Consider the following 26,103-nt stretch of genomic DNA (forward strand, 5'->3'; position numbering starts at 1 on the left):
TGTGTCATTACTTTATCCCATCGGTTTATTTGCACTTGCAGGATTGGTAATTCCCCTGATCATTCATTTATGGAATGTGAAACAGGGGAAAACGCTTAAAATTGGCAGCATTAGCCTATTGGGAGAAGCGGCTCCGCTAAGCTCCAGGAGTTACCGCATTGCAGATTGGTTGCTGCTGCTGTTGAGGTTGCTATTGATCATTTTACTTGCCTTTTTGCTGGCGGAACCCTATAGGTGGAAAAATGCAGAAAAAGGAGATCAGAAGGGTTGGCTGCTGATGGAGAAGAATACCTTTCCTTTGGTATACCGGACACAGAAAAAAAGCATAGACTCCCTTCTTAAAGCAGGCTATGAATTGCGCAGGTTTGAGATTGGATTTTCAAAAATAAACCTGAATGACACCTTAATAAAAGACAGTTTAAATAACACTGAAACAGTCGGTTATTTTTCTTTATTGAGGCAATTAAATGAACGCTTGCCAGCTGGATTTCCAGTCACACTCTACGCTGATCAGCAATTGAATAAGCTAACCGGAGCATTTCCGGAAGTTGGTTTCAATTTGCAATGGAAAGGGATTGAAAAAGCAGATACGGTTCGCAATTGGATTGCTGTTTCGGCCCTTAAAACTTATGAAGCAAGTTCCAGTCCATCTCTGACCAGTTATCGCAGTCTGGACACCAGCAAAGCACCGCCATTGATTTCGGTTTTGCTCTTTAAAGGGACAGATACTGAAGATGGAAACTATGTGATGGCGGCATTAACTGCTATCGCTGATTTTACGAAACGAAGAATAGAGGTAAGAACCTGGAATGAACAGTATAACAGCGACTTAAAATACGACCTTGGCTTTTGGCTTTCCGACCAACCTGTGTCGGTCCGCTTCCTTAAAAATATAAACCAGGCTGGACGGCTGTTCAGCTATGAAAGCGGAAAAACAGTTACAATTCGTTCCCTGATCGATCTGCAGCCCGGAAAAACAGGCAATGATGCGATCGTTGAATTGAATAAAAGGATCGTTGCCCGCACTGACCTGGGAGAAAGCATTTGGAATGATGGTTTCGGCAGGCCGGTACTTTCATTAGAAAAAGAAAAATCTCTTCAGCATTATCATTTTTACAGCAGACTGAAGCCACAATGGACAACATTGATTTGGAGCGAGCAGTTTGTAAAAGCCCTCATGCCCATTGTTCTTGGAAAGGAAGAAGCCAGTCAGCGCTTTGGTTTTGAAACACATCCGGAGGATCAGCGAAAGAGTACCGGACTGCTGGCTCAGAAGCAGACTTCAATTCCTGCTGCAACATTAGGAAAAGAGGGTGAAACAGCACCATTGAACCGTTTCTTCTGGATATTGGCACTGGCGATTTTCCTACTGGAAAGAATACTTTCTTTTAACCACAAAAATAAGTTAGTTCATGGTTGAGCAGGAAGCAGGAAAAAGGATCTATAGCTGGAAAAGGCAATGGAGGATATTCAGGCTGTTGCAGCTGGTTGCCCTTAGCCTTGGGTTTTCCCTGCTGCTCTGCGCAGTGCTGGTCAATATGTTTCCTTTAGCAGATTGGGAAACAGTTATTTTCGCATCCCTTTTCGGGATTGCATTTGTAATCTTTAACCTGATCCATCCTTTTTGGAAGATAGATGCGCCTGGCATCTCCAGGTATCTGGACAGACAATTTCCAGAATTGGAAGAGAGTACAGGAATTTTGTTAAGGCCTTCAGATGAATTATCCTTGCTGGAACGTTTACAGCAAAAAAAGATCAAAACCCTGCTTGCCCAAATACAAACACCTACGGCACCACTAAAAAAATTAGCACTGTCGATATTATTGATGATCATTGGCTTTGGGTTTAGCTTTACCATTTCTCATTTAAAGCTTGTAGACTACATTCCTGAAGCTTATTCCTACAAAGACAAGCCTAGTGTCATAAAAGAACGTATCCCCGCTCAAATCGCTTCTTTTTCCCTAAAAATCAGCGCACCGGCTTATACCGGTTTACCGGAACGGAAACAGCAGCAGTTTGCAGTTAAAGCGGCAACAGGTTCTCTGCTCAAATGGGAGATCCGGACAAATGAGCCAGTCAAAAAGCTGAAGCTTATTTTTAATGACCGGGAAGTGGCCAGCCTGCGTTCAGCAGATGGACTGGGAATCGCATGGAGCTTTTTAAAAACGATTCATCAACCCGGTTTTTATCAGGTGGAACTGGACGGAAAGAAATCTGATCTTTATCAGCTGGAGCTCATTCCAGACCTGCCGGTTTCGATCAGAATTACGCAACCTAAACCACATACAACGATCGACTTTGGACAAGCTCAACGCCTCAGCCTGACGCTTCATTTAAATGATGACTATGGGATCAAAGATGCCGCTATCTCCGCCACAATGGCAAGCGGAAAAGGAGAAGGGGTTAGCTTTACCGAAAAAAAGCTCCTTTTTAATACCAGCTTTAACAATAACAAATCGATGTCCCTCAGCAAGACCATAGACTTGAAATCCCTGGGGATGAAACCAGGTGATGAACTCTATTTTTTTGTAAAGGCCCTGGACAATCACGGCCAGACGAGCAGGTCAGATGTATACTTTGTTTCTATTGTGGATACCGCCGAGCTCATGAGTATGGCAGGGATGACCAATGGAATTAACCTGGTGCCGGAATATTTCAGAAGTCAGCGCCAGATCATTATGGATACGGAGAAACTCCTGAATGAAAGACCAGGAATTACAGAAGAAAGTTTCAAAAACAGGAGCAATGCATTGGGAATAGACCAGCGGCTTTTGCGCCTGCGTTACGGGAAGTTCCTCGGAGAAGAAACGGAAACAGAAATTGGGGCAGATCATGACCATGATCACGAAGAAGGACATGCGCATAAAGAAGGGGAAGGGCATCAGCAGGAGGGAGAAGAACATCATGAAGAAAAAGAAACGAAAGCGACAGAAAAATTCGGGGATGTAAAGGCCATTATGGACAGTTATTCTCATAAACATGACATCGCTGAAGATGCTACTTTTTTTGAGCCTGAATTAAAAGCACAATTAAAGGCCGTACTTACGGAAATGTGGAGCTCCGAATTACACCTGAGAACTTATAAAACAAGAGATGCCCTGCCTTTTGAGTATAAAGCACTCCGCTTACTGAAAGATCTGCAGCAAAAGTCCAGAGCCTATGTGGCCAAGACTACGGTTAAAGTGGCACAGTTAAAAGAAGAAAAGCGCCTTTCCGGGGAGCTGGATAAGATAGGTCAGCCTTTACAGAAAAACACTTTTGAACCATTGGATAGAAAAAAGGAATTGCTAAAGCGGGCACTCAGCGCATTAGAAAGCAGGAAGACGGGCGCTGTGTTTAAGACTGAAGAACTCAGCTTACTTAGAGAAACCGAAAAATATATGGTCGTTGCCGCTTCAGATAATCCGGCAGTCTTCCTACCTGCATTGAAGGGCTGGAGAAAACTGATGACCGGAAGCAAGAGCTCAGAAAAAGAAGTCGAAAAGGTACAGGGCGCAATTGGAAAGCTGATCGGACAAGAACAAACTGTCCCACAACTGCCTTCAGCTCCTCCGGCATCAAACCTTTACCGGAAATACTTTAATGCGCTTAAAAAAGGAGGGGGAGCCAATGGAATTTAAATATATCGCGATAGGCTTATGCCTGATCCTGGCTGGATTTTTACTGCTGAAGGAATGGCAAAGGGCAAACAAAGCCAGAAGGATTTGGAGGTTATTGTCCAGCAGTGTCGCGGCGCTTTGTTTTGCCTTATTTATATTTCCGATCTCCTATCAGGTAGAAAAACCGGAGCGGCCGCATGAGCTAAACTTACTCAGCACCGGGGTTTCAAAAGATACCCTTGACAAGCTAAAGGGGCGCCTGCTGACGACTGATGCCAGGCTTCATCAATCCTTAAAGCTGCCAAAGCTCAGTCTTATTGCCGACCTTCCATATTTTCTGAAATCGAAACCGGAAATCAACCATTTAAACATTTATGGTTATGGCTTAAATGCCGATGAACTTCCTGCATTAAAAGACCATCAGCTTAGTTTTCATCCTTCGGAAATTCCGAAAGGCCTGATTTCTGCAAACTGGAATTCCAGACTGAAAAGCTCGGAAACTTTGGCTATACAAGGGCTTTACAACCAGGAAGGAGCGCTTCCGGTGAAACTCCTGCTTCAGGGTTTAGGTGAAAATCTTGATTCCCTGATCATGAAAACAAAAGGAGAAAATACGTTCTCTTTAAAAGGAAGACCAAGGCAAACCGGGCGGGCGGTGTATCATTTGATCGCTTTGCAGGGGAAAGATACCCTGGCAAAAGAACCTGTGCCGATAGAAGTACAACCAGCAATGCCCCTTAAAATACTGCTCCTTGCTGCTCATCCCGATTTTGAATATAAGTTTCTTAAAAACTGGCTTTTTGAAAAGCAATATCCGCTGATCTTCAGGAGCAGAATCAGTAAGGATAAATACAGTACTGATTTTCTCAATACGGAAAACACCAATGTCAGCCGGATTAACTCGAGCTTGTTAAATAAGATAGACCTCCTGCTGATAGACGAGGAAGAACTGGGAGCACTTAGTGGTGCAGAGCTGGCAGCCATCCGTAAAGCGGTAGATGCTGGTCTTGGCCTAATGGTCAGAATAACAGGTTTAAAAGCCACAACAGGCATCAGTAAAGGTTTTGAGCGATATGAATCCCCCGAGCTTAAAAATAAAACATTAACGATCCAACTTCCGGAACAGAATCGTCTTTTCGGCCCTTTACCTGCTGAACAGGCTGTTTTCCTGAGGACGGCTGATGATGCTCAGCCACTGTTGACAGAAAAAACAGGCAAAGTACTGGCGGGCAGTCGCATCAGCGGAATGGGCAAGGTAACAGCAACAGTCGTCCCTGCAACTTATCATTGGCTGCTAAATGGTCAGGCGAGAGATTATTCAGACTTTTGGTCGACCTTGCTTACTGCCACTGCAAGAAAGGCAGCATCCGCAGAACGATGGACTATCGATCCGGCTGTTCCAACAATCGGACAAAGGATCAATATCACCGTAGATCTTGATGCACAGCAAAAAGTACCGCTAATCAGCAGGAATGGCTTCCGGTTAAGCCCTTTACAAAACATAGAACTTCCATTCCAGTGGCAGGTCAGCAGTTGGGCAACCGAACCAGGATGGAACAAGGTTAGCCTCAATGGTAGAAATGAATTTTTCTATGTCTATGGGGAGCAGGATTGGCAGCAGCAGCGAAATATGACAAAACTGAAAGCCACATCGGCATTTGTGAAGGAGCAAGAAAACACCAGCAGCCGACTGGAAACAAATGTTTTGATCACAAAGCAAGTCTCCATGTGGTGGTTTTTCCTCCCTTTCCTAATGGCGATAACTTTTTTATGGTATGAAACTAAAATGTTATAAAAGTTCTTAGCCATTCCTTTTCAGAATAGGTAAATTGGGAATATTATTAACCTAACCAACCGAACCACTTGAAAAGAAAAGACTTTCTCTACTTATCCGGAATAGGGATGGGCGCCTTGATGCTTCCCGACCTGTCTGCTTTCGGAAATCCAATAGATCCCTTACAAGCACTGGAGGGAGTAGATGTAAAAATTAAAAAAGAACTGGCCGATGTGGCATTAAATGCGGCAAAATCTAAAGGTGCTACTTATGCTGATATCCGGATCGGACGCTACCTGAATCAATTTGTCGCCACCCGTGAGAAACGAGTTCAAGGGGTAGCCAATACCGAATCCTATGGCATCGGTGTCAGAGTACTTGCCAATGGATGCTGGGGTTTTGCCGCCACAAATAAAGTGACGAAAGAGGATGTCGCAAAAGCGGCTGAACAAGCAGTAGCAGTGGCGAAGGCAAATGCTAAAATACAGGGTGAACCTGTTCAGCTGGCACCACAGAAAGGTTTTGGGGAAGTAAGCTGGAAAACACCTATAGAAATCAATGCCTTCGAGGTTCCGGTAAAGGAAAAAGTGGACCTCTTGTTGAATGTAAACGACATTGCGATGCAAAATGGAGCAAGCTTCGTCAACTCGGTCATCTTCGCTGTCAATGAACAGAAATATTTTGCCTCTACAGATGGTTCTTATATAGATCAGGACATTCATCGCATCTATCCCTCATTTAATGTGACAAGGATAGACCGCGAATCCGGAAAATTCCAAACCAGATCAGCACTGAGCTCCCCAATGGGAATGGGTTATGAATATATGAATGCCCGTCCTCAGGACAAAGTGCAAGGGGTAGTGACCCGATATAAAGGTCGTTACGACATGTTGGAAGATGTTAAATCTGCAGCACTTAATGCAACTGAAAAGGTAAAAGCCAAATCCGTAGAACCAGGAAAATATGACCTGGTACTCGATCCTTCGCATTTATGGCTCACAATTCATGAGTCTGTAGGTCATCCGACAGAGCTGGACAGGGTATTGGGATATGAAGCGAATTATGCAGGAACAAGTTTCCTCACCCTCGATAAATGGAAGTCTAAGAAATTTAAATTCGGTAGCGATAGGGTAAATGTCATCGCGGATAAAACCCAGGTCGGTTCATTGGGTGCAGTAGGATATGATGATGAAGGTGTAAAATGTAAAAAGTGGGACATCATTAAAGATGGAGTTCTGGTAAATTATCAGGCCATCCGCGATCAGGCACACATCATTGGACTCGGGGAATCACAGGGATGCTGCTATGCCCAGGGCTGGGATGACGTGCAGTTTCAACGCATGCCGAATATCTCACTGGAAGCAGGAAAGGAAAAGCTAAGCGTAGATGACATGATTAAGAACGTTGAAAAAGGAATTTATATCATCGGAAATGGCAGTTTCTCTATTGATCAGCAACGCTATAATTTCCAGTTCGGCGGACAAACATTCTATGAGATTAAAAATGGAAAAATTGCAGGCATGCTGAATGATGTGGCCTACCAGTCGAACACTCAGGAGTTCTGGAATTCCTGCTCGGCAATATGTGATCAGAGTGATTACCGTCTGGGTGGTTCGTTCAATGATGGTAAAGGACAACCTTCGCAAAGCAGCGCTGTGTCTCATGGTAGTGCAACTACCCGTTTTAATGGAGTTAATGTTATTAATACAGCAAGAAAGATTTAATTATGGCGATTTTAAATAAAGAAGAAGCCCAGGCAATACTAAAAAAAGTACTTAGCTTTTCAAAAGCAGAGTTCTGTGAAATCAGTTTAAATGGATCTGATGGTGGAAATATCCGCTATGCGAGAAATGCAGTATCTACCGCCGGACAAATCAGCGTGATGGACCTGGCAGTAAGTGCCACCTTCGGCAAGAAAACAGGAACAGCAACGATCAATGAGTTTGATGATGCCTCCCTGCAGAAAGTCGTGAAAAGAGCAGAAGAACTGGCCATGCTGGCCCCGGAAAATCCGGAGTTTATGCCCCTGCTGGGTGCTCAGGATTTTGAAGAATCCCCAACCTATAATGAAAATACAGCGGCAATGACGCCGGATACCAGAGCAGAAATGGTAGGAAAAAGCTTACAGGTTTCTAAAGCAGCGAATCTCGAAGCGGCCGGATTTCTGGAGAACTCCACCCGGTTTGACGCAGTCATGAACTCCAAAGGTTTATTTGCCTATAATAAGAGAACAAATGTCTCTTTCTCAGTAACGGTAAGGAATCAGGCAGGAACAGGCTCAGGGTATATCGAACAGCAATTCAATGACCTGGATAAAATGGATACGCTGGCCTTAAGCAAAATTGCCGCATCAAAAGCTTTGGGTTCTGCCACGGCAAAAGCAATCGAACCAGGGAAATATACGGTGATATTGGAACCTCTGGCAGCGAGCGATATGCTGGGAAATATGTTCAGAAGTTTTGATGCCCGCAGCGCCGATGAAGGAAGAAGTTTTATGAGTAAAAAAGGTGGAGGAACCCGCCTTGGCGAACAGCTGTTCTCCGAAAATGTAAATATTTACTCGGATCCAATGAATCCGGATGTTCCCTCAGCAACATGGAGCGAGGATGGATTGAAAGTGAAAAGAACCCAATGGGTGGAAAAAGGAGTGGTGAAAAATCTGGCCTATTCCAGATATTGGGCAGGACAAAAAGGAGTAGCACCGGTTCCGTTTAACCGCAGTATCGTGATGGAAGGTGGAACGCAGACTTTGGAAGAACTGATAAAAAGTACGGAAAAAGGGATATTGGTGACCAGGTTTTGGTATATCCGATCTGTAGATCCGCAGACTTTATTACTGACAGGCCTGACCAGAGATGGTACTTTTTATATCGAGAATGGAGAGATTAAGTTCCCGGTGAAGAATTTTAGGTTCAATGAAAGTCCGGTGATTATGCTGAACAATGTAGAAGCATTGGGTAAGCCGGTCAGGACTGGAAGTGGCATGATTCCGCCAATGAAGATCAGAGACTTTACTTTTACTTCTTTGTCTGATGCGGTTTAGGTTTTAGACGAAGCAGGATTGCAGGAGCAGGACTAGAAGAGCAGGACTGCAGGAGTAGTATTGCAAGAGCAAAATTGATAGTGCAAGATTACAAGAGCAGGATTGAAAAAGAAGCATTACTAATCAAAGGCTGGAATGTTTGCCCTGAAGGGGGCAAATCTTCCTATGCCTTTTCTTAGAACGCATCTTTTTCCTGGGACCCCTCATAGTTTTCAAAAGACAGATACTCGGCAGGACATTATATTGTGCTATGTTATATCCATTATGGAGATCATCATTACGACTAATAGTTTTTAATTTATAGAAATTGAGAAGAAGAGACTTTTTATACATGACCGGGGTAGGCATTAGTGCCTCTATGGTCCATTTGCCACTTTTTGGAAAATCAATTAGTGTGGAGGAAGCATTAACGCCTGTTGAGGTTCAGCTGAAAAAGAGGATGGCTGATGTGGCCCTCAATGCGGCGCGATCGAAAGGGGCAACTTATGCAGATGTTCGCATTGGCAGGTATTTGAATCAGGTGATTGCCACCAGGGAAAGTCAGGTGCAGAACATCGCCAATTCGGAGTCTTATGGAATGGGAGTGAGGGTTATTGCCAACGGAAGCTGGGGTTTTGCGGCAACCAATAATCTGGACAATGACAGTATCGCTAAAGCAGCGGAAATGGCGGTAGCGATTGCTAAGGGAAATGCAAAGCTTTTGGTAGAGCCGGTACAACTTGCTCCACAGAAAGGTTTTGGTGAGGTGAGCTGGAAAACGCCACTGGAAATCAATGCTTTTTCGGTTCCGATTACGGATAAGGTGAATATGTTGCTGACTGCAAATAACGAAGCCATTAAGGGAGGAGCTAAGTATGTGAATTCGAACCTTTTTATGGTGAATGAACAGAAGTATTTCGCGTCGACGGATGGTTCGTATATTGATCAGGATATTCATCGGATCTGGCCAACATTTACGGTGACCAGGATTGATCCTGCCGGAGGGAAATTTGAAACCAGAAATGCCTTGAGTGCGCCGATGGGTATGGGATTCGAATACCTCACACCTAAAGAATCGGAGAAGATCAAAGGTGGTCCGGTGACGATGTATAAGAAACGCTATGATTTGCTGGAAGACATTAAAGAGGCAACGGTGCATGTGGCAGAAAAACTGAAAGCGAAGCCGGTGTTGCCAGGTAAGTATGATTTAGTACTGGATCCTACACATTTATTTCTGACGATTCATGAATCTGTAGGTCACCCCACAGAACTGGATAGGGTACTGGGATATGAAGCAAATTATGCGGGAACAAGCTTCCTGACGCTGGATAAATGGGAAAGTAAGAAGTTCAATTTCGGAAGTAAAGTGGTGAATGTCATCGCGGATAAAACGGAATCCGGATCATTGGGCGCAGTGGGATATGATGATGAAGGGGTGAAATGTGGCAACTGGGACATCATCAAGGATGGAATTCTGGTGAATTATCAAACAATCAGAGATCAGGCACATATTCTTGGACTTAAGGCTTCTCAGGCTTGCTGTTATGCAGATAGCTGGGAAAGCATTCAGTTTCAAAGAATGCCAAATGTTTCCCTTGCGCCTGGAAAAAGTACTTTAAGTGCGGCTGATCTGGTGAAAAATGTCGAAAAGGGAATCTATATGTTCGGCCGCAACTCTTACTCTATTGATCAGCAGCGCTATAACTTTCAATTCAGCGCGCAGCTGGCGTATGAGATTAAAGAGGGTAAAATAGTCGGCATGCTCAAAGATGCATCCTACCAGGCCAATACCCAGGAATTTTGGAATTCTTGTACTCAGCTTTGCGATAAAAACGATTATCGCTTAGGTGGGACATTTGCAGACGGAAAAGGACAGCCTGGTCAGGTGAGTGCCGTTTCCCACGGAAGTCCGACCACCAGATTTAATGGCGTAAACGTGATCAATACAGGAAGAAAACTAGGCTAAAAACAGAGGAGAGTTATGGTGCTTAACTTGTAACTTTTTCAGGTAGTTAGCGTCTTATTGTTATTATTAATTAACCTTAAACCCACCTTAACTTGAAACGAAGAAATTTTATTTATTTAACAGGTGTTGGGGCAGCCGCAGCAATGCTCCCTGCCATTCCTGTTTGGGGGAACGAAATCTCCCCGGAAAGGGCCCTCGAATACATTGACCCTGCCGCCAAAAAGATCCTGAGCGATGTGGCGATGAATGCCGCACGTTCAAAAGGAGCAACGTATACGGATGTCCGGGTAGGGCGCTACCTGAACCAGTTTGTGGTGACCAGAGAAGACAAAGTGCAGAATATTGTGAATACCGAATCTTATGGAGTTGGTATCCGCGTCATTGCCAACGGATGCTGGGGCTTTGCTGCCACAGATAAAATGGATAAGGACAGCATCGCGAAAGCGGCAGAACTGGCGGTATCTATTGCCAAAGAAAACGGCAGACTGCAGTCTGAACCCGTAAAACTAGCACCGCAAAAAGGTTATGGGGAGGTCAGCTGGAAAGCGCCAATAGAGAAAAATGCATTCGAAGTACCCATTAAAGAGAAAGTAGACCTGCTGCTGTCGGTGAATGATGCAGCCATGAAAGGTGGAGCAGATTACATCAACTCGGTCATCTTTACCGTCAACGAACAAAAATATTTCGCCTCTACAGATGGCTCTTATATCGACCAGGATATTCACCGCATCTGGCCAACCTTCTTCATCACCAAAATCAATAAAGAAACAGGGAAGTTTGAAACCAGAAACTCCTTAAGTTCACCCACAGGTAAAGGCTATGAATACCTGGATGCCAGACCAGAAGATAAAATAAAAACAGCTTCAGGCACGCTTTACAAAGGAAGATATGACATGCTTGAAGATGCCAAACAAGCCGCGGCTCAGGTGGCTGAAAAATTAAAAGCCAAATCTGTTGAACCAGGGAAGTATGACCTCGTACTGGATCCTTCGCACCTTTGGCTAACGATTCATGAATCCTGCGGACACCCTACAGAGCTGGATCGCGTATTGGGTTATGAAGCCAATTTTGCAGGCACCAGTTTCCTTACACTGGACAAATGGGAGTCTAAAAAATTCCAGTATGGAAGTAAAGAAGTAAACATTACGGCGGACAAAACAGAAGTAGGTTCCCTGGGTGCCGTAGGTTATGATGATGAAGGTGTAAAATGTGGTCAATGGGATGTGATCAAAGACGGAGTACTGGTGAATTATCAGGCGATCCGCGATCAGGCACACATTGTTGGCCTGGACCATTCTCAGGGATGCTGTTACGCAGACAACTGGAGCAGTGTTCAGTTCCAGCGTATGGCAAACATCTCCCTGCAGCCAGGCAAAAAGCCATTGAGCATTGCAGATCAGATAAAGAACGTAGAAAAAGGAATTTATATCGTAGGAGATGGTAGTTTCTCCATTGATCAGCAACGCTACAATTTCCAGTTCGGCGGACAGCTTTATTACGAGATTAAAGCCGGTAAGATTGTCGGAATGCTTAAAGATGTCGCCTATCAGGCCAATACCCAGGAGTTCTGGAATTCCTGTGTGGCAGTTTGCGATAAAAGTGATTACCGTTTAGGCGGGTCATTCTTTGATGGCAAGGGACAACCAAGCCAGTCGAGTGCAGTCTCTCATGGATCTGCTACCGCGCGCTTCAATGGAGTTAATGTGATCAATACAGCTAGAAAAATCGGATAGGAATCATGGCAATACTAACTAAAGAACAAGCAAAAGCACTTTTAACGAAAGTCCTTAGCTACTCAAAAGCAGAACAATGTGAAGTAAACCTCAGCGGATCTGATGGTGGTAACATCAGGTATGCCAGAAGTTCAGTGTCTACCAGCGGTGGAATCAGTACAAACAGCCTGGTAGTGAATTCCGCCTTTGGAAAGAAATCCGGTGTAGCCACGATCAACGAGTTTGACGATGCTTCCCTCGAAAAAGTAGTGAGAAGAGCGGAAGAACTCGCCCAACTGGCGCCCGAAAACCCAGAATTCATGCCTTTCCTCGGTCCACAGGAATACGGACCGGAATCGCCTACATTTTCTGAGGCTACTGCCGCCATGGGCCCCAAAGAAAGAGCGGATGCGGTGCAGGCCAGCCTGAATCAGGCTAAAGAAAACAAACTGAATGCGGCAGGATTCCTTTCCAACAGTGCCGGATTCTCTGCCATGATGAATAGCAATGGCTTATTTGCTTATAACAAATCTACCGATGTGGCCTTTAACATTACCATCAGAACAGAAGATGGAAAAGGTTCCGGATACGCAACTAAGGGATATAACGATTATACCAAACTCGATACAAAAGCCGATACTGCCATCGCCGCAAAGAAAGCCCTTGCATCCGTAACAGCAAAAGCCATTGAGCCAGGAAAATATACCGTTATCCTTGAACCAACAGCCGTTGCCGTAATGCTCGAAAACTTATTCTTTGATCTTGATGCCAGACAGGCAGATGAAGGCCGGAGCTCGATGAGCAAACCAGGAGGAAAGACTAAAGTGGGAGAACAATTGCTGGATGAAAGGGTCAATATTTACTCCGATCCATGGAATCCGGAACTACCTACCGCTAACTGGAATGGTGATGGAAGGCCTCAGCAAAAAGTCAACTGGATAGAAAAAGGAGTGGTAAAAAACTTGTATACCTCCAGATACTGGGCACAGAAGACGGGAATAAAATCACTTCCTTCTCCGGATGGAGCAATCATGGTTGGTGGCACCAAAACACTTGAAGAGCTGATCAAAGGCACGGAAAAAGGAATTCTGGTGACGAGGTTATGGTATATTCGCTCTGTTGATCCTCAGACCTTATTGCTCACAGGCCTGACAAGGGACGGTACATTTTATATAGAAAATGGAGAGATTAAATTCCCAATTAAGAATTTCAGATTCAATGAAAGTCCAATCATTATGTTAAATAATCTTGACGAAATGGGACGGTCGGAGAGGACGGTTAGCGCAGAGTCAAATACAAACTATCTATTGCCTCCGTTGAAAATCAGGGACTTCACGTTTACTTCTTTGTCTGACGCGGTTTAGGTTTTTTCTTTGTTTAGAAAAATTGAACTGAAAAAGAAGCATTACTATTCAAAGGCTGGAATGTTTGCCCTGAAGGGGGCAAATCTTCCTATGCCTTTTCTTAGAACGCATCTTTTTCCTGGAAGACCCCTCATCGTTCTCATAGCGTAGGTGTTTAACTTTTTCTTTCTGGGGGATTTGAACAAGCGTCAAGATCAAATTTGCTTAGTCTTTCCTGTCTACAGGCTGAAGTCGTTTAAATTTCTGAAAAACATCATTGTTTACGTTGATCTGAAACAGGTTGTTTTGATTTTAATCCATTTAGCTGAACTCAGCTTATCGAGGTTGATCTGCTGGTATACTTTGCTCGGTTTATAGTCATTTAACCGAACAGTGTTATGTGAATTGACCTAACACACAAGTTGAACTTCTATCGTTTGGATTGTTCTGTTAGTTTGAAGTTAATCAGCCACCCACTATAGTTGAGTTGACCTGGTACAGTTTGATTTGAGGTTACTTAAGCTGAACTTCTATCGTCTGGATTAACCTAACACAGCTTGTTTTTGCTTGAAACCATTAGCTGAACTTCTATCGTCTGGATTGATCTTGTACAGTTTAATTTGAAGCTATTTAGATATGCAAGAATTATCTAAATTAATCCATTGAGATATAATACTGACTAAATATTGCCTGGAATCATTCGGCAATATGGACTCATATCGCCAGGATTGATCTTGTAAGTTATTTAGCCACTATAGTTTGAGCTGACCTGGTACAATTTGTTTTGTTCTGAAAACATTTAAACTAAACTCATATTGCCAGAATTGACCTGGTACAGTTTAATTTGAAGCTGTTTAGTTATGTCAGAATTATCTAAATTGATCCATTGAGACATAATACTGGCTAAATATTGCCTCGAATCATTCAGTAATATTTTTTGTAATGATTTAGAATAAAAAAGATCCCTGCTCAGAAAAGGCCTAGGAAATTTGCCCCCTTCAGGGCAAAGATTCCAGCCTTTGAAGAGTCAGGGATCTTTTTTAAACAAGAGCAAGATTAAAAAACAACCCTTCCCTAATTATTGATATTAGGATTATTATCTAATTCAGCCTGTGGCAGAGGAAGTAGATAATATGGGCTATTCGGTACAAAGTTTGGTTTATCTTTATCAGAAAACTTAAGCGTGGTATGTTGTTTTGCAAATACCTCTTTGGTTTTCCCATCAGGGGTAATCACCGTCACTTTTAGTGGTTGTCCGTCTGCACCCAGCGCAGGAAGTCTGACTACTGCAGACTGTGTTCTCAGGATATCTGACAAAGAGAAACCCTCGCCCCATAATTCCTTTCTTCTTTCTATTAGAATCGCGGCGATCACTTCCTCTTTAGATTTTGATCCCAATACAAATAGACTCGCTTGTCTGGCGCTAAGTAACTCATTCAGCGTTGTTACCGCGCTGGAAAGATTACCATTTCTGGCATAACTTTCTGCTGCGATAAGCGTCATTTCCGCTGACCTCATCATTACAATATCGCCCGTTTCATCTGGGCGGAATTTGAATTTCTGATAGCGCAGGTAACCTTCTCTTCCCGGTAAGCCATCCCATAAGAACAATTTAGCCCTGATATCGGTGGCATCGAAAAGTTTTAGGAAGTTTGGATCCGCCATAAAGCTGTAATAATAAGCAATATCGGTCGTCACATCAAGGTAGTGAAAACTATAACTGGCATTACTTTGATCCGCCTGCTGTCCCTGACCCCAAATCCATTCACTGTTTTTAAGGTCATTAAATCCATTGGCGTACTCGCCTGCAGTCATGTAACTATAGTTTTTCTTAGCTTCCAGCGCCTCTTGTGCAGCAAGGTCCCATTTGCCCATATTCAGGTAAGTTCTGGCAAGCAAACCATGTACTACATCAATATTGATTTTGTATTTTGTAGTATTCGGGCGTTTATAGACGGGTAACGATTGAGCAGCCTGAGTTAAATCCGAGACGATCAGCTTATAAATATCTTCCAGACTGGATTTTGCCCTGGGTTCCGTCTCAGGTGTTGTTGGTTCTGTGTAAAGCGGAACTCCTTTTGCTAAGGGATTGACCTGATAATTGAACTGATAATAGGTAACCAGATTCAAATAACTATTTGCCCTTAAAGCGAGGGCTTGTGCTTTGATTCTCGCTTTATCAGCATCAGATCCGGACGCGGCATCAATTTTAGTGATGATGTTATTGCAATTGTCAATTACCTTGTAAAGAATGGTCCAAATGGCGCTCAGACGGCTCGTGTTCGACGCATGAGTAAAATTATAGGAATCTGCGTATCCATATTTGTTTTGAATAATGGCGACATCATCGCCCATGGCGTCACTCATTCTCAGGATCGTGGAATAACCAGGATTGGCATAAGTGAAAAAAGTCTCATGCATGTAGGCCCATGTGCCATTCAAAACCGTCTCAATATTTGCTGTATTGGCATAAATCACGGAGGATTCTACCGAATTTGTCGGACTTGTATTCAGGTCTTTCTTGCAACCCAGGAAAGGTGTCAGAAAAGCTGCAACAATTATATAGGTGAATTTCTTTAAGTTCATTGTCGTAAGATTAAATTAGAAAGTAAGGTTAAGTCCTGCGGAGAAGGTTTTCATAGAAGGGTACCTGAAATAGGTTGTTCCTTCGATCGTTTGCTCCGGATCCATTCCTTGATGTCCATAAAAAGTAAGCAGGTTTTCTCCCGTTAGCGTTAGCTTTAAGTTGTATAATCCCCATTTACTAGCTAAAGATTTAGGTAAACTATAACCTACAGTCAGGTTTTTAAGACGTGCATAAGTTGCGCTGTATAAAAATCTTGTGGAAGCCTGTGCCCATCCTGCATCGTCGGTAATCAATCGCGGTACATCTGTATTGCGGTTTTCAGGAGTCCAGTGTGTAAGAATTTCTTTCGACCATGGACGGCCGATAGATCTTCCTGCATGCATTAATCCCATATAATCACCATCAAGGATCTTACCGCCAATGCTATAGGACAGCAGGGCCGAGATTTCAAATTCCTTATAGTTGAAAGTGTTTGAAATACCACCTGTAAGAACCGGTAAAGAGGTTTTTTGAAGATATTGGGTCGCATCAGAATAAACATTTGTCAATATTCTATTTCCATTTTTATCATCCTTAAACCACTGAGGGTCTCCATTTTCAGGATTCACACCAGCCCATTCTCTCAGGAAGAAATCAGAAGTAGTACCACCTACACGCATGATTTTGGTGGAAGTTTTAATCTCCTTTTGCGGGAGGGCTGTGATTGTGTTTTTATAATGAGTAGCATTCAGACTAACTGTCCACCTGAAGTCTGTAGTACGTACCGGAATTGCATTTAGCTGAACTTCAATACCTGTATTTTTTAAGGCACCAATATTATCATCGATAGAACTAAATCCTAATGAAGGCGCTTTAGGCCGACTGAACAGTAAATCTCTGGACCTCCTGTCAAAATATTCTATTGTACCGCTGATGCGATCGTTGAACAAACCAAAATCAAGACCTATGTTCAGATTCAGGTTGGATTCCCATTTCAGGTCCGGAGTTTCCAGTCTGGAAGTCACCAATCCATTTTCGCCAAGGTTACTCTTGATGGAATAAAGACCTTTGTAGGCATAATAGGTTCCGATATTGTCATTTCCCTGTGCCCCATAACTGCTTCTTAGCGTTAGTGTGCTTAACCAGGGCGTCTCTTTCAGGAAAGCCTCTTCTGAAATTTTCCAGGAAGCTCCCAGCGACCAGAATGTTCCCCATCGTTGGGCAGGAGAGAACCTTGAGGTACCATCTGACCTTAGGGAAGCAGAAAGGAAATAACGTTTTTTATAATCATATTCTGCTCTTCCAAGGAAACTTAACAGCGTATAATCGATGGAGTTTCCACTGAAACCAGTGATTTGTGCAGCAGCATCAGGTTCATAAAAACCGGGAAGAACAAAACGTTGTTTTGATCCGGAAATGACCCTGTAATTGTACTTATAAAGCTCCTGACCCGCCAATAAGTTCAGGTGATGGTCTTCTTTGAAGGTTTTATCATAGGTCAGGATGTTATTCCAGGTCCAGGAATAAGTTCTGCTGTTGCTTTTGGAAACATCCCCTTGGGATGGCACGCCGGCTCCTAATAAAGAATTCGTATAATTATGGGTGTTATTGTTTAGATAATCCCCGCTATAACTTGTTTTAAGTTTCAATTCCGGAATAATGGTCGCTTCAAGAAAGGCTCTTGCAGAAACATTGTCCTTCATAATTTGAGACTTATCCAGGCCTACTGTTGCCGGGAGATTACTTCTTGGAATGGCTGAAGCAGGACGGTAAGCACCGAAGTCAGGCACCTTATTTCCATTTCCATCTAACTTAAACGATCCATCAGGATTACGTTCAAAAATAGGATAGAAGCTTGGAATCGCTCTTGAATACTGGATTACATTGGCCGTATTGCTGTCTTCCGAAGTTGGATAATCCTGCAATGAGTTTGCGGCAGAAACATTTAAACCTGCGGTAAGCCATTTTTTTGCCTGTGTGGTCAGGTTGATTCTTGCATTGTAACGTTTGTATCCTGAAGCCAGTGCAATCCCTTTATCATTAAGATATCCTCCGGCGATGTAATACTGACTCTTCTCAGAACCTCCGCTAAAACTTAGATCTGCCTGAGTTCTTCTAGCTGTTTGCTGGGTAGCTTTCCCCCAGTCATTGTCCCACAAAGGGGTAGCTCCCGGAACAATCTTCCCGTCTAAACCTACCGGGATAGGGTAATTAGCACCATAAGGGTTGATGCCCAGATCGGTAATCAACTGGCGACCGGCAGCAAGTCCCAACGCTTCCTCAGTAAAAGTCGGATTCGATACCCTAAGCTTGTTCTTTGCCGCTAACCAATAACTTTCAAAGTATTCATTCGTAGTTACCTGCTCGTAATCCTTTACTGCGCGCTTGGACACCCCCTGACTAAAACTGGCATTGATTTGCGTGTCTCCACCTTTTTTTCCTGTTTTCGTGGTGATGATAATCACACCATTCGCACCTCTGGAACCATACAACGCACTGGAAGCAGCGTCCTTCAGCACACTGATCGATTCTATGTCGTTTGGATTGATCGAACTCAAGTCGCCGGAAAATGGGTTTCCATCTACCACATATAAAGGAGCACTGGAAGCATTAATGGAACCAATTCCGCGGATACGAATGGTAGCAGAAGTACCTGGCTGTCCGCTGGCAGCCACGGCCTGAACTCCAGGTGCTAAACCTTGTAAAGCTTTGGTAATATTAGATACCTGTCTGTTTTGGAGCTGATCCCCACTGATCCTTGATACAGATCCGGTAATGTCCCTTCTTTTTGCGGTACCATAAGCTACGACCACCACTTCATCGAGTTCATTCGAAGCATCGGTCAGTACGATATTCAGGTTTTCTCCAGCTTTCGCGCTGATGTCCTGACTGGCAAAACCCAGAAATGAAAAAGTCAGCGTCTCCTGCGGATTATTTAGTTTTAGCTTGAAATTACCCGACTGGTCGGAGGTAGTTCCGGATTTAGTTCCTTTGATTAGAATGCTGACCCCTGGGAGGGGAAGTTTGGTTCCTTTTTCAATTACTTTCCCTGTGACTTGATATACGTCCTGGGCCTTTGTAAATTGAATGAAGAACAAAAGAAATAAAATAGATAATCTTGTTTTCATTAGAATACATTTGTTTTTTAGCGCTTATGAAGCGATCATCAGCATGTTCCTTGCTTTTTGTAAGCAGATGCCGATGATGGTTTCATCACAATATTTGTTCGTTAATTAATGATTGTTGCTTTCCCTAAAACTTCCCGCATGGAAAATTTCAGGCAATAGTTTCCCTCAGCCCCATAAAAGGCTGTTTGGTCTTTTTTAATAAATTAGATTAATGTAGGATTAGGCCATGCAACAACACATTCGAAGTGCTGGCTGGCGATTAAGGATTAAGCTTGCTGCGAAGTCAGCAACTTGATTGAGATAAAGTAGAAAATTGTTCATGATGTGTCTTTACTTATACGGATTACGCGTTACGGCTGCAAATATAGATAAAAACACTACTAAATCGATAGACTTTAAGTAAAATCTATCAGAGAAATGTCAAAAGAGCACATGAATCGATCTTTTTAAGGCCAGGAGGGGGCACTATAGGATAAAACCCTAAATAATGACGGGTTGCTGTCTTTATAAAAAAGGAGTAAATCATCAGATAAGTGGGTAAATCCATTAATAGATGGACGGGCGAATGCAGGAATAGATGAAGGGATGAGCAGTGATTTCTGCGCAAACGATTGATTTCTTGGTCAGTTTTTTAATCTGATCAATTCCTCCTGTATTTTACATTAATGAAATAAAAAGTTCCATTAGCCTTGATTTTGCCCTCCATGTATAGATAAAGGCTTAAAATCAACTATTTTGAGCAGGAGGAAAAGCAGCTGAGCTCAGCCATTTCTTCCGCTCAAACCTACAATATTTACGCAACCGTTTGCATGAAGAAGCAATCGGGGATAAACGCTCTTTTTACCACCTTAGACACGATAATTCACCTTTTTTCGTTAAAACATTTTCCCGCTCCAAAGGTGCTTGTTTTTAGAATAAATGGCTCTGGAAGGTAAAACAGCGATTTTGGAGCAGCCAAAGGGCCTATGCGGTCAGCACTGACTGCAAATTTATAGCCATAATCCCTATATTCGGCACGATACAACACACAAACATCTGGGATGACCAATGGAATGCCAACAAGTATCTGTTAGCAGGAAATCTCAGAAAAACCTATTCTAAGAATGATGAAAAAATTATTTGGAGATGCTAACCCAAAAAACGCTGTTCTACTGGCGCTTGCTTTCCCCTTACTGGTTTCCTATATACCAGCATCGGCAATGCCAAAGATGAACATCGTAAAACAAGCCATGATGCGAGGTCAGAAAGTGATCAGCGCAAAAAAGATCAATTCTACTTCCGTGGAGTTGTTGTTTTCGGACAACCAACGGTTAACGCTCGATTTCTACGGTGGAAACATGTTCAGGCTCTTTCAGGACAACTCAGGAGGATTTATCCGCGACCCTGAAGCCAAGCCCGATGCTAAAATATTAGTGGAGAATCCGAGAAGGGTAGTTTCAAAACTGGAGCTTAGCGATGATAACCAGCAAATTACCATTGCTACAGATAAGATTACGGTACTCATCGATAAAAACACCTCCCTGTTAAAAGTCATTAATCAGGCTACCAAAGCAGTTGTTCTTGAAGAAGCAGCACCCATTAATTTTGAAAAAGGAAAGGTAACGCTGACCTTAAAAGAGCAGCCTCAGGAATATTTTTATGGCGGTGGTGTACAGAACGGCCGTTTCTCACATAAAGGAAAAGCGATCTCCATAGAAAACCAGAACAGCTGGACGGATGGGGGTGTAGCTTCTCCAACGCCTTTCTATTGGTCTTCAAATGGCTATGGCATGATGTGGCACACTTTTAAGAAAGGAAAATACGACTTCGGAGCCAAAGAGAAAGGACTCGTAAAGCTATCTCATGATTCAGACTATCTGGATGCTTTTTTTATGTTCAGTGATGGTGCTTCAGCCTTGTTAAACGATTTTTATCAGCTGACCGGCAATCCCATTTTGCTGCCAAAATTTGGTTTCTATCAGGGACACCTGAATGCCTATAACCGCGACTTCTGGAAAGAAGATGAAAAAGGAACTTTGTTTGAAGATGGAAAGCGATATAAAGAAGGTCAGAAAGACAATGGAGGAATCAAAGAATCCCTCAATGGCGAGAAGAACAATTACCAGTTTTCTGCCCGTGCCGTGATCGACAGGTATAAAAAGAACGACATGCCTTTTGGCTGGCTATTACCCAACGATGGTTACGGTGCTGGCTATGGACAGACCGAAACTTTAGATGGAAATATCCAAAACCTGAAAAGCTTAGGCGACTACGCCCGCAAGAATGGTGTAGAAATCGGCTTATGGACACAATCCGACCTTCACCCAAAACCGGAAGTCAGCGCCTTACTTCAAAGGGACATCATCAAAGAAGTACGGGATGCCGGTGTTCGTGTTTTAAAAACGGATGTGGCCTGGGTAGGTGCCGGATATTCATTCGGACTTAACGGTGTCGCAGACGTTGCACAAATCATCCCTTATTACGGCAATAGCAGCAGACCTTTCATCATATCTCTGGATGGCTGGGCAGGTACGCAGCGTTATGCAGGGGTATGGTCTGGCGATCAGACCGGGGGAGTTTGGGAATACATCCGTTTCCATATCCCTACTTATATTGGCTCAGGTTTATCCGGACAACCGAACATCACTTCAGACATGGACGGTATCTTTGGCGGTAAAAATCCGGCGATCAATGCGCGGGATTTCCAATGGAAAACTTTCACGCCAATGGAGCTGAATATGGATGGTTGGGGAGCCAATGAGAAATATCCACATGCATTGGCAGAACCGGTTACTTCGATTAACCGCAATTATCTGAAGCTCAAATCAGAATTAATGCCTTATGCCTACAGCATTTCCAAAGCTGCAGTGACCGGTTTACCGATGATCAGGGCCATGTTCCTGGAATATCCAAATGCCTATACCCAGGGAACAGCTACTCAATATCAATTCCTGTACGGACCTTCTTTCCTGGTGGCACCGATTTATCAGGCTACAAAATCAGATGATAAAGGGAACGACATCCGCAATGGAATCTACCTGCCTGAAGGCCTTTGGATCGATTATTTCTCAGGAGAACGATATGCAGGAAACAGCATTCTGAATACCTTTGACGCACCACTCTGGAAACTGCCGCTCTTCGTTAAAAGCGGGGCTATTATCCCAATGTCAAATCCGAACAATAATGTGGCGGAGATCGATAAAAGCAAGCGGATCTATGAACTTTATCCCGCCGGAAAAACGGCATTTACAGAATATGACGATGATGGGGTAACGGAAGCCTATAAACTGGGCAAAGGCACTTCGACTTTAATCGAGTCAGATCAGGATAAAAACAAAGTAATCCTGACCATTCACGCGGCTAAAGGTGATTTCGACGGTTTTGTAAAGGAAAAAACAACCGAATTCAGAATAAACGTCACAGAAAAACCAAAGAAACTCTCTGCTAAAATCGGAAACGATAAAGTCAAATTAACGGAAGTCAACACGATCGACGAGTTCCAAAAGCAAGAGAATGTATATTTCTATGAAGCCAGACCGAGTCTCAATAAATATGCGACTAAAGGTACTGAGTTTGAAAAAGTGATCATCACCAAAAATGCGCAGCTACTGGTAAAACTGGCCAGTACTGACATTTCCTTAAATGAGGTTTCGGTGATAGTTGAAGGCTTTAAATTTGAACCTGTTGATCAGCATCGAATCTCTTCCGGAACATTGACCGCTCCTGCAAACACCCGCATTACAGAGAAAAATACAGAAGCATACACCCTAAAACCAACCTGGAACAAAGTAGAGCATGCCGATTTCTATGAAATAGATTTCAATGGCATGCATTATACCACGATCAAGGATACCACCTTGTTATTTGATGGATTACTGGCAGAAACGCCTTATTCTTTTAAATTACGTGCAGTAAATAAGGATGGTTTCTCAGACTGGACGGAATTAAAGGCAACTACAAAATCTAATCCTTTAGAATTTGCCATTTCCGGAATCGTAGCAGAAACTACTGCAGAAAATCAGGAAGAATCAGAAATCGATAAATTATTCGATTATGACGAAGGAAACATGTGGCATACCAAATGGGGTGTAAAATCTGTTCCTTTTGACATCATCATGGACCTGAAATCAATTAACCAACTTGACAAATTCCATTATCTGCCACGCAGGGGAAGAGGAAACGGAATATTGCTAAAAGGCAAGGTATTCTACAGCAACAACAAGGAAAACTGGACAGAAGCAGGTTCATTTGAATGGAAAAACGCAGAGGATGTGAAAATATTCAACTTCGCGAACCACCCAACTGCCCGTTTCATCAAAATTGCTGTCGCCGATGGTGTTGGTGGTTTCGGCTCAGGTCGTGAACTATATGTCTTCAAAGTTCCCGGAACAGAAAGTTACCTTCCCGGCGACATTAACAACGATCGTCTGATTGACATGAATGATTTTACTTCTTACACCAATTACACCGGATTGAAAAAAGGCGATGCAGATTTCGAAGGATACATCAGCAATGGTGATATCAATAAAAACGACCGTATCGATGCCTACGACATCTCCGTTGTAGCGACACAGCTTAATGGCGGCATAGAAGCTGCTAAAACAGAAAAAGTATCCGGTAAGATCGAAATCAGTACGGCAAAACCTAGCTATAACAAAGGCGAAATCGTCGAAATTAAAGTAAAAGGGCTAAACCTGAAATCGGTAAATGCACTAAGCTTCGCCTTGCCATACCTTTCGGCAGATTACGAATTTATAAGCGTACAAAACCTAAATGTAAAACAAATGGAAAACCTAACCAACGACAGGTTGCACACCAATGGCGAGAAAGTTTTATATCCAACCTTCGTTAACATCGGTAACAAAGAGACTTTAAATGGCAGTACAGAACTCTTCGTATTAAAATTAAAAGCAAAACGTAAACTATACTTTAACCTTAAAGCTATTGAAGGAATTTTGATAGACAAAAACCTCAATACCATTAAGTTCTAAAATTTTAAACCGATAAAGAAAAACCTGCAAATATGATTTGCGGGTTTTTCTTTTTTAATCCTCCTGGTTAAAGCGGTAGAAAAAAAGGAGATGGGATGAAGGCATAGAAAAATTTGCCCCTTCAGGCAAAGGTTTCCGCCTGAAACCATCTCTCTTTTTTTAAACTAATCTCTTACTAAAATATTTAGGAAATTCAACATATCCCTGTCGCTCATAAAACCGATGCGCCGAAGTTCTGCGAATACTGGAATGCAACTCTATCCGGTTACAATCCCTTTCCTTTGCCAATTCAACACAACGCTCTTCCATTTCCCTTCCTAAACCACGACTTCTTAACTGATCATCAACAGCAAAATAACTTACCATCGCAAAATCTCCTGCATAAGCAATCTGAGGAACAAAATGAATAGACATGAAAGCAACAACCTGACCATCCAGCTCATATACAATCAATTCATGGTCCGGATGTCCGATCAGTAAAGCTAACTTTTCTGCGACCAGACTTTCTGCTGTCGGATGTTCCATTTGCGCTAGTAAAGACCCTATGGCCTGTGTATCTTCTTGTTTTGCCCTTCTTATACTCATGTTAAAAACTGGATTAATAAAGGTAAAAGTATCATTTCTTTAGGATCAATTCCACCCACCGCCCAATGCACGGTATAAATTGACGATGGCATGTAATTTCTGACTTTGATCATTGATCCCTTTTAATTCAGCCGTCAGCAGATTTTGCTCTGCTGCGAGGACATCTGTATAATTGGTATTTTTGCTGTTGTTCAGCAATTCTTTATTGAAAGCGACTGCCTGTTCCAGCGCTTTTAACTGTTTACCGCGTTTTTCTTCTTTCTGCGCAGCAAGTTCATAGGAAGATAAAGCATCTGAAACCTCCTGAGCAGCTTTTAAAAGTGAGTTTTCAAAACCGTATAAGGCTTGTTGCTGTTTCGCTTCCGCAGTGCTGAGCCTGGCTTTATTTACCCCCTTATTAAAGATAGGCTGTGTAAGGCCGGCGGCAATGTTGCCAAATAAACCGGCACTGCTAAACCAATTGCTGAGCCCAAGACTGGAAAATCCGGCTGCAGCGGTAATGTTCAGCGAAGGATAGAAGGAAGCCCTTGCGATATTGGTATGTTCAAATGCGGCGCGAAACTGATATTCAGCCTGTTGAACATCCGGTCTGTAGGCCAGCAACTGCGTTGGTATTCCGGGTTTTAAATCATAGGCAAGTCGCTGTTGAGCGAGAGAAGTTCTGCTGATCTTGGAAGGAGCACGGGCGAGCAACACGCATAAAGCATGTTCTGTTTCTTTAATCCGCTGTTGTATATCGGGAATGGCAAGGTCTGCCTCGTAATAATTGGCTTCACTTTGTACCACTGCCACACCGTTTAAGATGGAGCTTTCAAAAAGCAATTTGATGGCTTCCGCATCCGCAGCCCTATTTTCTGCGGTTTTCTGAGTCACCAGTAACTGCTGATCCAGGGCGAGTAATTCAAAATAATGATTGGCAATATCTGCGATCAGCTGGGTTTGAACGGCCCGTTTTGCGGCATCACTGGCCAGAAGATCGGCAAATGCAGCGCGTTTTGCGCTACTCAGTTTACCCCAGATGTCAATTTCCCAGTTGCTGCTGATGCCAAGGTCATATTGAGTGGAGTTGTTGATCATTCCAAAGCCCTGCGGAAAGGCCAGCCTGCTTTGTTTTACAGCTATATTCCCATTTAGCCCTGGCAAGAATGCCGCTTTGCTCAAGCGCAAGCCTGCCTGAGCCTCGCTAATGCGCGATACGGCAATCTTCAGGTCCAGATTGGCAGCCAATCCTTGTAAGATCAGCTGATTTAAAACGGTATCGGTAAATACTTCAGACCATTTCATACTTGCCATGCTGCTGGTATCGGAAACCTTGACCTCCCTATAAGAAGAAGCAACTAACAGGTCGGGCTTTTGATAAGGCCTGGTTACTTTACATGAAGCCCACAATCCTATGGAAATCAGCAAAAAGAAAGATGTTTTATATGTATTCATTACA

13 protein-coding genes are annotated in these 26,103 nt (G+C 43.1%); 9 read left to right on the plus strand and 4 right to left on the minus strand.

The features are described 5' to 3' along the window. Window position 1: 1 nt before the first annotated feature. The 8 genes from AAFF35_RS14600 (at window position 2) to AAFF35_RS14635 (ending at window position 13,437) form a co-directional block, all read left to right on the plus strand. Window positions 2–1,420 carry a BatA domain-containing protein gene (locus AAFF35_RS14600; RefSeq protein ID WP_342333255.1) on the plus strand — a complete coding sequence of 473 codons (1,419 nt, stop codon included), beginning with the start codon at window positions 2–4 and terminating at the stop codon, window positions 1,418–1,420. Further along, complete coding sequence (locus tag AAFF35_RS14605) at window positions 1,413–3,620, plus strand: hypothetical protein (protein WP_342333256.1); 2,208 nt, start codon at window positions 1,413–1,415, stop codon at window positions 3,618–3,620. The genes AAFF35_RS14600 and AAFF35_RS14605 overlap by 8 nt, the downstream gene beginning before the upstream one ends. Then, window positions 3,610–5,394 (plus strand): hypothetical protein, encoded by a 1,785-nt coding sequence (locus AAFF35_RS14610; protein WP_342333257.1) that lies wholly within the window; start codon window positions 3,610–3,612, stop codon window positions 5,392–5,394. Before AAFF35_RS14605 ends, AAFF35_RS14610 begins: the two co-directional genes overlap by 11 nt. 68 nt (window positions 5,395–5,462) lie before the next feature. Beyond that, window positions 5,463–7,097, plus strand: coding sequence for a TldD/PmbA family protein (locus tag AAFF35_RS14615; protein ID WP_342333258.1), 1,635 nt, complete (start codon window positions 5,463–5,465; stop codon window positions 7,095–7,097). Between the two features lie 2 nt (window positions 7,098–7,099). Continuing rightward, window positions 7,100–8,416 (plus strand): TldD/PmbA family protein, encoded by a 1,317-nt coding sequence (locus AAFF35_RS14620; protein WP_342333259.1) that lies wholly within the window; start codon window positions 7,100–7,102, stop codon window positions 8,414–8,416. A gap of 307 nt (window positions 8,417–8,723) precedes the next feature. Beyond that, a complete protein-coding gene (locus tag AAFF35_RS14625) occupies window positions 8,724–10,361 on the plus strand; it encodes a TldD/PmbA family protein (RefSeq protein WP_342333260.1) in 1,638 nt (545 codons plus the stop codon). Between the two features lie 92 nt (window positions 10,362–10,453). After that, window positions 10,454–12,094, plus strand: coding sequence for a TldD/PmbA family protein (locus AAFF35_RS14630; protein WP_342333261.1), 1,641 nt, complete (start codon window positions 10,454–10,456; stop codon window positions 12,092–12,094). A 5-nt stretch (window positions 12,095–12,099) separates the two neighbouring features. Continuing rightward, entirely contained in the window at window positions 12,100–13,437 is a 1,338-nt protein-coding gene (locus AAFF35_RS14635; protein WP_342333262.1) for a TldD/PmbA family protein, read from the plus strand. Between the two features lie 1,053 nt (window positions 13,438–14,490). Here AAFF35_RS14635 and AAFF35_RS14640 read toward each other — a convergent pair. Both AAFF35_RS14640 and AAFF35_RS14645 read right to left on the minus strand, forming a co-directional pair. Continuing rightward, a complete protein-coding gene (locus tag AAFF35_RS14640) occupies window positions 14,491–16,002 on the minus strand; it encodes a RagB/SusD family nutrient uptake outer membrane protein (protein ID WP_342333263.1) in 1,512 nt (503 codons plus the stop codon). Window positions 16,003–16,017: 15 nt separating this feature from the next. Then, the gene (locus tag AAFF35_RS14645) at window positions 16,018–19,110 is read right to left on the minus strand and encodes a TonB-dependent receptor (protein WP_342333264.1); all 3,093 of its coding nucleotides are present in this window, start codon (window positions 19,108–19,110) and stop codon (window positions 16,018–16,020) included. 1,103 nt (window positions 19,111–20,213) lie between these two features. On the opposite strand from AAFF35_RS14645, the gene AAFF35_RS14650 reads away from it, so the two are divergent. Continuing rightward, window positions 20,214–24,080 (plus strand): TIM-barrel domain-containing protein, encoded by a 3,867-nt coding sequence (locus tag AAFF35_RS14650; RefSeq protein WP_342333265.1) that lies wholly within the window; start codon window positions 20,214–20,216, stop codon window positions 24,078–24,080. 159 nt (window positions 24,081–24,239) lie between these two features. On the opposite strand, the gene AAFF35_RS14655 is transcribed toward AAFF35_RS14650, so the two are convergent. Together AAFF35_RS14655 and AAFF35_RS14660 are read right to left on the minus strand one after the other, a co-directional pair. Continuing rightward, on the minus strand, window positions 24,240–24,665 hold the full coding sequence (locus tag AAFF35_RS14655; RefSeq protein ID WP_342333266.1) for a GNAT family N-acetyltransferase: 426 nt from the start codon (window positions 24,663–24,665) through the stop codon (window positions 24,240–24,242). A 45-nt stretch (window positions 24,666–24,710) separates the two neighbouring features. Further along, window positions 24,711–26,099 (minus strand): efflux transporter outer membrane subunit, encoded by a 1,389-nt coding sequence (locus AAFF35_RS14660; protein ID WP_342333267.1) that lies wholly within the window; start codon window positions 26,097–26,099, stop codon window positions 24,711–24,713. Window positions 26,100–26,103: the final 4 nt, after the last annotated feature.

The organism is Pedobacter sp. FW305-3-2-15-E-R2A2, from assembly GCF_038446955.1.
Classification (GTDB): Bacteria; Bacteroidota; Bacteroidia; order Sphingobacteriales; family Sphingobacteriaceae; genus Pedobacter.

What these genes read in the sequence shown, in the direction of transcription:
- AAFF35_RS14605 (WP_342333256.1), top strand. Translation starts at nt 1,413, where the DNA reads ATGGTTGAGCAGGAAGCAGGAAAAAGGATCTATAGCTGGAAAAGGCAA.
- AAFF35_RS14610 (WP_342333257.1), top strand. Translation starts at nt 3,610, where the DNA reads ATGGAATTTAAATATATCGCGATAGGCTTATGCCTGATCCTGGCTGGA.
- AAFF35_RS14620 (WP_342333259.1), top strand. Translation starts at nt 7,100, where the DNA reads ATGGCGATTTTAAATAAAGAAGAAGCCCAGGCAATACTAAAAAAAGTA.
- AAFF35_RS14635 (WP_342333262.1), top strand. Translation starts at nt 12,100, where the DNA reads ATGGCAATACTAACTAAAGAACAAGCAAAAGCACTTTTAACGAAAGTC.
- AAFF35_RS14640 (WP_342333263.1), bottom strand. Translation starts at nt 16,002, where the DNA reads ATGAACTTAAAGAAATTCACCTATATAATTGTTGCAGCTTTTCTGACA.
- AAFF35_RS14645 (WP_342333264.1), bottom strand. Translation starts at nt 19,110, where the DNA reads ATGAAAACAAGATTATCTATTTTATTTCTTTTGTTCTTCATTCAATTT.
- AAFF35_RS14650 (WP_342333265.1), top strand. Translation starts at nt 20,214, where the DNA reads ATGATGAAAAAATTATTTGGAGATGCTAACCCAAAAAACGCTGTTCTA.
- AAFF35_RS14655 (WP_342333266.1), bottom strand. Translation starts at nt 24,665, where the DNA reads ATGAGTATAAGAAGGGCAAAACAAGAAGATACACAGGCCATAGGGTCT.
- AAFF35_RS14660 (WP_342333267.1), bottom strand. Translation starts at nt 26,099, where the DNA reads ATGAATACATATAAAACATCTTTCTTTTTGCTGATTTCCATAGGATTG.